Origin of the sequence: Streptomyces sp. 8L, from assembly GCF_020176795.1 — a bacterium.
In the GTDB taxonomy this organism is placed as follows: domain Bacteria; phylum Actinomycetota; class Actinomycetes; order Streptomycetales; family Streptomycetaceae; genus Streptomyces.
This window is the reverse complement of the sequence record NZ_JAIUKE010000229.1, coordinates 1-11,632: the sequence shown is the minus strand read 5'-3', so window position 1 is coordinate 11,632 and position 11,632 is coordinate 1. Positions and strand designations below refer to the sequence as shown.

Here is an 11,632-nt window from a genome sequence, read left to right as displayed (position 1 = left end):
CCCGTCGGACACACCGACGGGCCCGTCGGGGCACCCACAGGCCCGTCAGGCACTCTGACGGGCCTGTGGCGCGTCCGCGTGCCCCGCGCGGGCCCCGCGGCCGACCGCATGCGCCGCACGCGCCGCAGACGGCCGCACGCACGTCTCACACCGACACCCGCGCCGCCACGTGCCTTCACACCGACATTCGCGCTGCCGCGTGCTTTCACACCGACGTCCATGCCGCGCCGCCCCGTGCCTCACACCGACATCCGCGCGCACGCGCTCCTCGCGCCGGCGTCGGGGCTGATGTGCCCGCCGTCACACCGGCGTCGGGCGCTGCCGTGTACGGACACGCGCCGCCGCGTGCGTCGCATGAGCAGGGAGTAGAGCTCCCACCGTGCAGGCTGGCACGGGGGGAGAGAGGGCAGCCCGAGGCCATCGCGCCCATGGCGGGGCCTGTGCGGGCCGGGCGGGGCCCGCGGAACGACAGGGTGGCGGGGGGGCCCCCCGGCGCCCCCCCCCCCCGCCCCCCCGCCCCCGCGGGGGGGCGGGCGGCCCCCCCCCCCCCCCCGCGCCCCGGGGGGGGCGGGGGGGGGCGGGGGGGGCCCCGCGGAACGACAAGGTGGCGGCGGCCCGTCCGGGCCACCGCCACCTGTCACCTCTCACCTGCCGCCTGTCCGTGCGATCAGGGCGCCGAGTCCTTTTTGTTGGTGGATGCCGCATATGCCTGAGAAGGCGTCATGGGCACACCGTTGATCTCGACGGTCTTGTCCTGGCTGACCGAAGCGCAGGCCTTGGAGTCGTCCGCGGATTCCGCGTGCGCTCCGGAGACCGCCGCCTGGGCGTCGGCCGACGAGCTGCCCGACCCGGAGCCGCCCGGGAAGGTGTCGCCGCTCGGCCAGTCGGAGCCGACGGTGAGCACGAGTCCGCTGGAGTCCGACGAGGTCAGGTGCGAGGAGGGCAGGCCGAGCGCGGACGCCGCCGTCTGGGCCGCCGCCTTCTCGCCGGGGCCGTAGGCGAGCGTGGTCCGCGACTGGGGAGCCTCCGCGTTGCCCGAGGAGCCGGTGGCGAACCCCTTGCCGGTCAGCACCGACTGGAGGGCCGCGGCCCGCCCCGAGGTGCTGGTGCCGTTCTCCACCTCCACCGAGACGTCGGCCGGGGGCACCGACGCGGACGGCGAGGGCTTCGTGTCCGTCTTGCCGCCGGAGGAGGGCTTCTCGCCCGCGGAGGTCTTCTTGCCGTCCGAGGACGTCAGCGGCTTGTCGTCGGCGATGGCCGAGAACAGTGCGGTGGCCCCGGGCGCCGGGATGACCCGGTTGGCGTCCGTCGGGGACGCCCCGGTCTGCATCGTGGTGAAGGTGAGCCGCTTCGTCGGGACCTTGTTCAGGTCGTCCGCGAGCCCGATCAGCTTGCCGATGCTGTTCAGGCCGGTGTCCACCGTCATCGCCTTGGTCGCGCTGTTGGCGAGCGAGTAGACCTTGGGCGGGTCGGAGAGGGTGCCGGCGCTCTTGAACTTGCGGATCATCGCGCTCAGGAAGATGTGCTGGGCGTAGGTGCGGCCCAGGTCGCTGCCGTCGCCCAGGCCGTGCCGCGTCCGTACGAACTCCAGCGCCGCGTCGCCCTTGAGTGTGTGCTGCCCCTTGGCGAGCTTCAGGTGCGAGTACGTGTCGTAGACGTTGTCACTCACACACACCGACACACCACCCACCGCGTCCGACATCTTCACCACACCGGAGAAGTCCAGCATCACGAAGTGGTCTATGGGGATGCCGGTGAGCTGGTGCACGGTGGAGACCTGGCAGGCCGGGCCGTACTGGAGGGCGCTGTTGATCTGCCCCTGGTAGCCGGGGGTGGACGGGCCGCCGTCGGTGTTCTTGCACGCGGGGACCTGCGTCATGGTGTCGCGCGGAATGCTCATCACAGTCGCGTTGGACCGGTCCGCTGAGATGTGGACCACCATCTCGACGTCCGCGTTGTGACCGGCCGTCGAGGTTCCGGAACCGCAGCCGCCGCCGAGTTTGCAGTCGCTCGCCGAGTTCCGGCCGTCGGAGCCGATCGCCAGGATGTTGATGGGCGTCCTGCCGAACGAGTCCGCCTTCTCCTTGGACCCGGCGCCGTCTATGGCGACGCTGTGGATGTTGCCGCTGAGGTGCTCGTACAGCCAGGCGCCGCCGCCCGCGACGATCAGCACCAGCGCGGAGACCACCATAAGCACGGCCCGCACGACCCGCTTGTAGCGCGGCAGCGGCTTGGCGCGGCGCCGGCCCTTGTCCTTGGCGCGGGCCGCCTTGCGGGCCGCGGCCCGGCCGCCCCCGGTCGGCGCGGGGCCGCCGTGCCCCGGCGGGCCGCCCCCGTCGTCATGCGGCCTCCGCTGGCGGGGCGGCCCCGGGGGCCGATGGCGTGTCGCCTGCCGGGCGCGCTCGCCGGCCCTCGGGTCCGTCATCTGCGAACTCCCTGTGCGTCAGTGGTCGTTGTACGTGCTAACGGCCGACGTGGCGGCTCAGCGGGCCGCGGCGGAATTCCGCCGGGCTGCCCCGGGCGCCTCGGTGGCGGCCTCCGGGGTGGTGGACACGGAGGTGGCGGGCGTCACGGAGGACGGCGCCGCGTCCGCGGTGGCCGGGGCCGTCCGCGCCGTGTCGTCGTCCGCATCCATGGACTTCATGGCCTTGACCTCGCTCTTGAAGATGCGCAGGGACCTGCCGAGACCGCGGGCCGCGTCCGGCAGCTTCTTCGAACCGAACAGCAAGGCTACGACGACCACGACGACGATCACGTGCCAGGGCTCCAGGCCGTTTCTGAACATGCGATGCCACCTCCGGATACGACGGCTCCGGTGGCGGACACCACCGGGGCCCTAAGGTTGCCACATTACGCAACCGAGCAACTGAGCGGCCAGGCCCGGTCTCCGGACGGTACCCGGGCGATCGGGCCACTCGCGTAGTCTGACCCACCGGTCCGACCGGGGACGAGCCCGGCGGCAGTACCACCCTGGCACGTCAATCTGTGGAGGTTCACGTGACGAGGTCACCCGCGAGGCAGGCCGGTCCGAGAGGCGAAGTCCTCCAGGACGCCGCCGCCACCTTCGGGTTGCTGTCGTCCGCCGTCCGTCTGCACATCGTATGGATACTCGCGCAGGGCGAGAGCGATGTCACAGGTCTCGCCGAACGGGTCGGCGGGTCGCTGCCCGCCGTCAGCCAGCATCTGGCCAAGCTGAAGCTCGCCGGGCTCGTCCGCGCCCGGCGCGAGGGCCGTCGGCAGGTCTACCTGGTCGACGATCCGGCCCTGGTGACCGTCGTCCAGCTGATGGTCGGCCAGCTCAGCAGCCGCGCCGACGACGGACCGGGCCGCGCCGCCGCGCCGGGCGGCCCGGCCGGCCCGGTGGCCTGACGGGCCCGCCGGAACCGCCGTGAAGATCAGCGAGCCGCCGGCCCCCGGCGCCACGGCCACCGGCCAGGACCCGGCAGGCGGCCAGGTCCCGCCGGACGCCTCGGGAGCCGCGGACGCCACGACCCTCGAAGTCCTCCGCGGTCTCGACAGCGGACCGCGCGGCCTGACCGAGGCGGAGGCCGAGGAGCGCCTCGGCCGGCACGGCGAGAACACCCTGCCCACCGCGCGCACCGCGCCCTGGCCGCGCCGCTTCCTCGGCGGCGTGCGCGACCCCTTCACCGGCGTGCTGCTCTGCCTCGCGGTGATCTCCGCGGCCGTCTCCTCCTGGGGGACGGCCTGCGTCCTCACGGTGCTCGTCACCATCAGCTGCGCGCTGCGGACCCGCGCCGACCAGCGGGCCGCCCGGTCGCCCGCCGCGCTGCACGGCGCGATCGCCGCCACCGCGACCGTACGGCGCCGCGCCGGGCCCACGTACACCGAGACGTGCGAACGGGAGGTGCCCACCTGCGACGTCGTGCCGGGCGACATCGTGCGTCTCGCCCCCGGCGACCTGGTGCCCGCCGACGTACGGCTGCTGCGCGCCAGTGGGCTCAGCGTCCACCAGGCCGCGCTGACCGGCGAATCCGTGCCGGTGGCCAAGCACCCGGTGGACACCCCCGCGCCGCGCGCGGACGGCGAGGGAGCCTTCGACCGGCCGCACCTGTGCTTCCAGGGCAGCAGCGTCGCGGCGGGCAGCGCGACCGCCGTCGTCACCGCGACGGGCGCCGGCACCCGGTTCGCCGCCGCGCACGGCGGCACCGGACGGCGGCGCGGCACCGTACGCGGGGAGCGGCCCTTCGACCGGTCGGTCAAGGGCGTGTCCTGGCTGCTCGTCCGCCTGATGGCGCTCACCCCGCCGCTCGTGCTCGCGGCCGGTGCCGTACTGCACCGCAGCAGCCCCGAGTCGCCCGCGTTCGCGGTGGCCGTCGCGGTGGGACTCACGCCCGAGATGCTGCCCGTCGTCGTCAACACCGTGCTCGCGCGCGGCGCCGGGCGCCTCGGCGGCCGGTACGGCGTGATCGTGAAGCGGCTGCCCGCGCTGCACGACCTCGGCGCCGTCGACGTGCTGTGCACCGACAAGACCGGCACCCTCACCCAGGACGCGCCCGCCCTGGACCGCAGCCTGGCCCCCGACGGCCGCGACGACCCGGCGGCCCTGGCCTGGGCGGCCGTCAACAGCCTCGTCACCCTGCAACTCGCCGAGGTCCCGCTGCCGGACGCGCTCGACGAGGCGATCCTCGCCGCCGCGCCCCCCGGCGCGGCGGAGCGGTACGAGGGCGTCGCCGCGCTGCCCCTCGACCCGGTGCGCCGCAGGTCGGCGGCGCTCGTGCGGGACGGCCGCGGCTATGTGCTGGCCGTCAAGGGCGCGCCGGAGGACGTGCTCGACCGCTGCACCCGGCTGTGTACGGGGGAGTCCGGCGCGACCGCGGCGCTCGACCCGGCCGCGCGCGCCCGGCTCGACGCGCTGGTCGCCGGGGCCGCCGACGACGGGCTGCGGGTGATCGCCGTCGCCCGCGCCGACCTGCCGCTGCGGCCCAGGCCCCTGACGGCCGCCGACGAGCGCGGCCTCACACTCGTCGGCTTCGTCGGCCTGCGGGACGCCCTCGCCCCTACGGCCGCCGACGCCCTCGCCTCCCTCGCCCGGCGCGGTGTGTCCCTCACCGTCCTCACCGGCGACCACCCGGGCACCGCCGCCCGCGCCTGCCGCGACCTCGGCCTCGCACCCGGCCCCGGCGGCGTCGTCACCGCCGACCGCGTCGACGACCTGGACGACGCCGAACTCGCCGCGCTCGCCGCCCGCACGGCCGTCTTCGCGCGCTGCACCCCCGAGCACAAGGCCCGCGTGGTGCGGGCGCTGCGCACCGCCGGGCGCACCACCGGCTACCTGGGCGACGGCGTCAACGACCTGCCTGCGCTGCGCGCCGCCGACCTCGGCATCTGCACCAAGGACGCGGCGCAGGTCGCCCGCGAGGCGGCGGGCGTCGTCCTCGCCACCAAGGACCTCACCGCGCTCTCGCACGCCGTCGCCCACGGGCGCAGGGCGAGCGCCAACATCGTCACGTACCTGCGAATCACCCTGTCGTCCAATGTCGGCAATGTGATCGCGATGCTCGGCGCGGGACTGCTCATGCCGTTCCTGCCGATGCTGCCCGCCCAGGTACTGCTCCAGAACCTGTGCTTCGACGGCGCCCAGCTGACGCTCGCGCTCGACCGGCCGCCCGCGTCCGCCGCCGACCGGCCCGCGATCCTGCACCCGCGCGGACTGCCGCGCATGATCGCCGAGTACGGGGTGATCAACGCGTGCGCCGACCTCGGGACGTTCGCCGTCCTCGCCCTCGTGATGCCGGCCTCCCGGCACATCGGCGGCCAGGCCGCCTTCCACGCGGGCTGGTTCACCGAGAACCTGCTGACGCAGGCGCTCGTGATGCTGATGATGCGCCCGTACGGCGGCGACCGGGACCCTGGGCGCGCGGGAGGCGCGGGTGCCCGGCTCGCCCGGGTACCGGCGCCGATCCGGGTGGCCGCCGTGTCTCTCGCGGCGGTCGGGGTCGGGCTGCCCCTGCTGCCCGCGGGCGCCGCCCTCGGCATGACCGCGCCGCCCCCGGCGTTCTACCCGCTGCTGCTCGCGGTCCTCGCGCTGTACGCGGGGGCCCTCGCGCTCGTGCGCCGCGGGGCGCGCTGAGCGGGGCCGTACGCGCGCGGGCACCGTCCGGGTCCGGCCGGAACGGTGCCCGCGCGTGTGCGCTGCGGTGAGCGGTGCTCAGATCACCGCGGACTCCAGCGCCTCGGGCGCGAACAGCTCCTCGGGGGTGCGGAGCCGGTCGGACAGGCCCTGCTCGTGGTGGTAGCGCAGGAACGCCGACAGGGTGCGGTGGTTGGCCTCGCCCAGACCGTACGACCAGAAGTCCTCACCCAGCAGGGCGCGGGCCTCCTCAAGCTGCGGCGCCAGCCAGGGCAGGGTGAAGCGCAGCGCGGAGGTGTCGTACATGCTCGCGTACGCCTGCTGCTTGGCCTCCAGCATCGCCTTGTACAGCGACTGCGCGACCCACGGGTGGCGCTCGTAGACGTCCCTGCGGACCACCAGCACGTGCATGATCGGAAAGATGCCGGTGTCCGCGTAGTAGGACTTCTCCGCGCCGATGACATCGGGGAAGATCCGCTTGACCCTGGGGTCGCCCTGCGCGAACGGCGACGGGACGCGCGGCGTGACGAGCGCGTCGATCTCGCCCTCCGCGAGCATCGCGGAGAGCGTGCGGTCCGCGGGGACCGGGCGGATCTTCACCGCGTCGCCGAGGTCGACCTTCGCCTTCTCGATCCGGCCGGGGGTCTCCTGGCCGCCCGTGCGGTGCTCGTAGGCGTCGAACGGCACCCCGTGCCGGTCGCCGACGATGCCGCGCATCCACACGCACGCCGTGAGCTGGAACTCGGGCGTGCCGACGACCTTGCCGCGCAGGTCCTCGGGCGACTCGATGCCCGCGTCCGCGTTCGCGTACCAGGAGCTGTGCCGGAACATCCGCGACGTGTACACCGGCAGCGCCACGAACGGCGACGGGTCCTGGCGCAGCGACACCACGTAGGAGGAGAGGGAGAGTTCGGCGACCTCGAACTCCTGGTGGCGCATCATCCGGAAGAAGGTCTCCTCCACCGGCAGCCGCAGATAGGTCAGGTCGATGCCGTCCGGCCTGATGGTGTCCTCGTACAGGGCGCGCGTGCGGTCGTAGTCGCCGCACGCCATGGTCAGTGGGAGTCGGGGCACGGTCCGCTCTACCTGCCTTCCGCCGTCAGCCGCGCGTCGAGGCGGGGATAGACCCGCCGCGCGTTGTCCTCGTAGACCGCCTTGAGCCGCGGCGCCGAAAGCCCCGTGCCGTCCACGTACCGCTTGGTGTCGTCCCACGCGACGCCGGTGTCCGGGTCGACGCCCCGCACCGCGCCCAGCATCTCGGAGGCGAAGAGGACGTTGGCGGTGGGGACGACCTCCGTCAGCAGGTCCACACCGGGCTGGTGGTAGACGCAGGTGTCGAAGAAGACGTTGTCCATGAGGTGGACCGACGGGTCGGGACGGCCCGTCCGCATCGCGAGGCCCCGGTAGCGGCCCCAGTGGTACGGGACGGCGCCGCCGCCGTGCGGGATCACGAACCTCAGGCCGGGGAAGCGGTCGAACAGGTCGGTCGCCACGAGCTGCATGAAGACCGACGTGTCGGCGTTGAGATAGTGCGCGCCGAGCGTGTGGAACGCCGGGTTGCAGGAGGTCGACACATGCACCATGGCGGGCACGTCGAGCTCCACGAGCACCTCGTACAGCGGGAACCAGTACGGGTCGGTCAGCGGCGGCGACGTCCAGTGGCCGCCCGAGGGGTCCGGATTGAGGTTGCAGCCGACGAACCCCAACCGCTCGACGCAGCGCCGCAGTTCGGCTATGACGCCGTCCAGCGGGCCGTTCGCGGTCTGCGGCAGCTGGCAGACGCCCGCGAAGTGCTCGGGGAACAGGCCCGTGACCCGGTGCACCAAGTCGTTGCTCGCCTCGGCCCAGGCGGCGGCCGTCGCGGGGTCGTCGACGTGGTGCTCCATGCCGGACGCCTTGGGCGAGAACAGCATCAGGTCGCCGCCGCGTTCGCGGAGCACCTTCAGCTGGTGGTTCTCGACGGACTCCCGGATCGCGTCGTCGCTGATCGGGGCAAGCGCGGGGACGGGCAGCGACGGGTCGGCCAGACGCGCCAGCTGGGCGTCCCTGAAGGCCTGGAGCTGCGGCGGCGCGGTGGTGTAATGACCGTGGATGTCGATGATCACCGCGGCCTCACTCCGTGCCCTCGTAGTCGGTGTACGCCAGGCCCTTCGCGGCCAGGCGCTCGCGCATGCTGTTGACGTCCAGGCCCAGTTCGCCCTTCGCGTACCGCTCGCGGGAGAGCGCCTCCTTGTCCTCGCGCGCCCGTGACGCCTCGGCGACTCCGGCCGCCGCGAGGCGCGGCACCACCACGACACCGTCGTCGTCGGCGACGATCACATCGCCGGAGCGGACGATCTGGCCGGCGCACGCCAGCGGCAGGCCGATGTCGCCCAGCGTCTCCTTGACCGTGCCGAACGCGCAGACGTGCCGGGACCACACCGGGAACCCCATCGCCGTCAGCTCCGCGATGTCCCTGCACCCGGCGTCGATGACGAGGCCGCGCACCCCGCGCGCCGCGACGGAGGTGGCGAGCAGCTCGCCGAAGTACCCTGCGTCGGAGGGCGAGGTGGGGGAGACCACCAGGATGTCGCCGGGCCTGCACTGCTCGACCGCGACGTGCAGCATCCAGTTGTCGGCGGGCGGCACGCTGACGGTGACCGCGGAGCCGGCGATGTGCGCGCCCGGGTAGATGGGCCGCAGCGCGGGGGAGAGCAGGCCCGTCCTGCCCTGGGCCTCGTGGACGGTCGCCACGCCGAACCGGGCGAGCGCCTCGACCGCGTCCCCGTCCGCGCGCGGTGTGTTGCGTACGACGGTGCCGCTCATGCCGCCTCCGCCCAGGGGAGCAGGGAGACGTGCACAGCGTCCTCGCCGCTCTCGCCGCCGACCGTGCGGATGGCGCGGTCGGTGTCGGCGAGCGGGAAGGTGTGGGTGGCCAGCTTCTCCAGCGGGAAACGGCCCGACGCGAGCTGTTCCAGGGCGAGTTCGCACGCGCGGTAGCTGTGGCCGCGTGCGCTCTTCATGGCGATGGACTTCTCGGTGAGCTTCTTGAGGGGGAAGTCGGGGAAGGCCGCCACCTCGCCCTGTACGACCATGGTGCCCTCGCGGCGCTTGAGCGCGTCGATGCCGAGCAGCACGGGCGCGGTGCCCGCGCCCGCCGTGCAGTCGAGCACCACGTCCACACCGCGCCCGCCGGTGAGTTCGAGGACCCGCGTGAGCGCGTCCTCCTGCCGGACGTCGATGACGGCGTCCGCGCCCAGCTGCTTCGCCATCGCGAGGCGGGCCGCGTCCTTCGTCGTGCCCGTCATGATGATCAGCGAGGCGCCGGCCTGCTTGCAGGCGACGACCTGGGACAGGCCCTGCTGGCCCGGGCCCTGGATGAGGACGGTGCTGGCGTAGCCGACGCCGGCGGTGACCAGCGCCCACTCGATGCCGTTCGACAACGGCGTGACGAGACCCGCCAGTTCGGCGGAGACGCCGTCCGGCACCCGGTGCGTGACCGAGTTCCACGGGAGGTAGAGGTACTGCGAGAAGCCGCCCCACAGGTGGTACGGGTTGTCGGCCGACGTGTACCCGTAGCGCCGCGCGTCCGGGTTGGTGCGCCAGTCCGTGCCCTCGCAGTGGCGGTACTCGCCCGCGTGGCACCAGGCACAGCGCATGCAGCCGACGTAGTGCTCGACGAAGATGCGGTCGCCCTCGGCGAGGCCCTTGCGCTCGGTGAACTCCCGGCCGGCCTTCGCGATCACGCCGACGTTCTCGTGGCCCATGATCACCGGGTCGGGGAACGGCGGCTTCCCGTACATCTTGACGTCCGTGCCGCAGATGCCGGCGACCTCGACCTTCAACAGGGCGCCGTCGGCCGGAATGTCCGGCATCGGGAACTCGCGCAGCTCTGTCGTGCCGGGACCTGTCCTGACCGCCGCCAACACCTGCTCTGCCATGACTTCTCCTCACCCGTGGGGAACGTTCTCCGGGCTGTTCCGCGATGGTTTGCGTCCGGGACAATACTCTATGGCCTGATGGACTGACCATGCTACCTTTCGACCGTCGAGAGATCCTTAGATCCGTGTGGAACAGACCCGACCCGCGCGACAGAATCGAGCAGCAGACATGGCAGACACGGCGCGCACCGGCGACCGCCGTCTCCTTGCGGTGACCCGCACGCAGGGCGACAACGAGGCGCTCAAGACGGGGGAGGTGAAGCCGGACGGCTGGTCCTTCGCGTTCGAGGAGGTGCCCGTCCTCGTGCACGCCTTCCGCAGGATGGTGCGCGGCCTGGAGTTCGACGTCAGCGAGATGGCCCTGACCACCTACCTGGTCGCCAAGGAGCACGGCGCGCGCTTCACCGCCGTCCCCGTCTTCCTGGTGCGCGGCTTCCACCACGGCGCGATCCACTACAACCCGGCCCGGTGGCCCGCCATCAAGAACCCCAAGGACCTGGAGGGCCACAAGGTCGGGGTCAGCCGCGGCTACACCGTCACCACCGGGGTCTGGGCGCGCGCCGTCCTCCAGGAGGAGTACGGCGTCGACCTGTCCACCATCACCTGGGTGCTGTCGGGCGACGAGCACGTGGAGGCGTACGAACCGCCGTCCAACGTCGTCAGGATGCCGGAAGGCGCCACCCTGGAGGGGATGCTGGCCGAGGGCGAGCTGGCCGCCTGCATCGGGGCGGGGGCGGACGTGCCCGGCGTCGTCCCGCTGATCCCCGACGCGCAGGAGGCGGGCTACGCGGCGCTCCAGACCCGGGGGTTCTACCCGATCAACCACCTGGTGGTGGTGAAGGACGAGCTCCTGCGGGAGCGGCCGGAACTGGGGGCCGAGGTCTTCGACGCGTTCGCACGCGCGAAGCGGCTGTACGTCGAGCGGCTGCGCGCCGGGGCGATCGAGAACCCCACCGCCACCGACCGGATGTACGCGCGCGTCCTGGAGACCACGGGCGAGGACCCCCTCCCGTACGGCATCGCCCCGAACCGCGAGGTGCTCGGCACACTGCTGCGGCACGCCGTCGACCAGCGCATCCTGCGCCGGCCCGTACCGCTTGAGGACGTCTTCGCCGAGAGCACACTGGACGTGACGGGCTGATGCGGGTCGCGATCACCGCCGACCACAACGGTGTGGCACTGCGTGCCGAGCTCTGCGCACGGCTCACCGCCGAGGGGTACGACGTGGACGACCGCGGCGGCGCGCCCGACGCCGCGACGGCCGTGGACTACCCGGCGCTGTGCGCGGACGTCTGCGACGAGGTCGTCGCGGGCCGCGCGGAACGGGGCATCGTCCTCGGCGGCAGCGGCCTCGGCGAGACGGTCGCCTGCAACAAGATCCGCGGCATCAGGGCCGGGCTCTGCCACGACGAGTGGAGCGCGGGCATCTCGCGCGGCAACAACGACGCGAACGTGCTGGTCATCGCGGCGAAGACACTGCCGACGCGGGAGGCGCTGCGGGTCGCGGCGACCTGGCTGACGACTCCGTTCAAGGGAGGGGTCCACGCCCGCAGGGTGGCCCAGATCGAGGCACTGGAACGCGGGGAGCGCCCGGCCTGAGGGCGGGGCAGGAGCCTGAGGG

Annotated in this window: 10 protein-coding genes; 4 read left to right on the top strand and 6 right to left on the bottom strand. The window is 73.3% G+C overall.

The features are described 5' to 3' along the window. Positions 1–667 precede the first annotated feature (667 nt). Both LCE31_RS19935 and tatA read right to left on the bottom strand, forming a co-directional pair. Positions 668–2,425 carry an LCP family protein gene (locus tag LCE31_RS19935; protein WP_225016018.1) on the bottom strand — a complete coding sequence of 586 codons (1,758 nt, stop codon included), beginning with the start codon at positions 2,423–2,425 and terminating at the stop codon, positions 668–670. 57 nt (positions 2,426–2,482) lie between these two features. Beyond that, positions 2,483–2,785, bottom strand: coding sequence for a Sec-independent protein translocase subunit TatA (gene tatA / locus LCE31_RS19930; RefSeq protein ID WP_225016017.1), 303 nt, complete (start codon positions 2,783–2,785; stop codon positions 2,483–2,485). A 212-nt stretch (positions 2,786–2,997) separates the two neighbouring features. On the opposite strand from tatA, the gene LCE31_RS19925 reads away from it, so the two are divergent. Then, on the top strand, positions 2,998–3,369 hold the full coding sequence (locus tag LCE31_RS19925) for an ArsR/SmtB family transcription factor (RefSeq protein ID WP_225016016.1): 372 nt from the start codon (positions 2,998–3,000) through the stop codon (positions 3,367–3,369). 19 nt (positions 3,370–3,388) lie between these two features. After that, positions 3,389–6,091 carry a magnesium-translocating P-type ATPase gene (mgtA, locus tag LCE31_RS19920; protein ID WP_225016015.1) on the top strand — a complete coding sequence of 901 codons (2,703 nt, stop codon included), beginning with the start codon at positions 3,389–3,391 and terminating at the stop codon, positions 6,089–6,091. Positions 6,092–6,169: 78 nt separating this feature from the next. Here the strand turns inward: mgtA and LCE31_RS19915 are convergent, their stop codons facing one another. The 4 genes from LCE31_RS19915 to LCE31_RS19900 are packed head-to-tail and all read right to left on the bottom strand — an operon-like array spanning position 6,170 to position 10,011. After that, complete coding sequence (locus LCE31_RS19915) at positions 6,170–7,165, bottom strand: ABC transporter substrate-binding protein (RefSeq protein WP_225016014.1); 996 nt, start codon at positions 7,163–7,165, stop codon at positions 6,170–6,172. 8 nt (positions 7,166–7,173) lie between these two features. Beyond that, positions 7,174–8,196 carry an amidohydrolase family protein gene (locus LCE31_RS19910; RefSeq protein WP_225016013.1) on the bottom strand — a complete coding sequence of 341 codons (1,023 nt, stop codon included), beginning with the start codon at positions 8,194–8,196 and terminating at the stop codon, positions 7,174–7,176. A gap of 7 nt (positions 8,197–8,203) precedes the next feature. After that, positions 8,204–8,896 (bottom strand): 4-carboxy-4-hydroxy-2-oxoadipate aldolase/oxaloacetate decarboxylase, encoded by a 693-nt coding sequence (locus LCE31_RS19905; protein WP_225016011.1) that lies wholly within the window; start codon positions 8,894–8,896, stop codon positions 8,204–8,206. Then, positions 8,893–10,011 carry a zinc-dependent alcohol dehydrogenase gene (locus LCE31_RS19900; RefSeq protein WP_225016009.1) on the bottom strand — a complete coding sequence of 373 codons (1,119 nt, stop codon included), beginning with the start codon at positions 10,009–10,011 and terminating at the stop codon, positions 8,893–8,895. Before LCE31_RS19900 ends, LCE31_RS19905 begins: the two co-directional genes overlap by 4 nt. A gap of 169 nt (positions 10,012–10,180) precedes the next feature. On the opposite strand from LCE31_RS19900, the gene LCE31_RS19895 reads away from it, so the two are divergent. Both LCE31_RS19895 and LCE31_RS19890 read left to right on the top strand, forming a co-directional pair. Continuing rightward, entirely contained in the window at positions 10,181–11,152 is a 972-nt protein-coding gene (locus LCE31_RS19895; RefSeq protein ID WP_225016007.1) for an ABC transporter substrate-binding protein, read from the top strand. Beyond that, positions 11,152–11,610: an RpiB/LacA/LacB family sugar-phosphate isomerase gene (locus LCE31_RS19890; RefSeq protein ID WP_225016005.1), complete on the top strand. Its 459-nt coding sequence runs from the start codon at positions 11,152–11,154 to the stop codon at positions 11,608–11,610. The genes LCE31_RS19895 and LCE31_RS19890 overlap by 1 nt, the downstream gene beginning before the upstream one ends. The last annotated feature ends 22 nt before the right edge of the window (positions 11,611–11,632 follow it).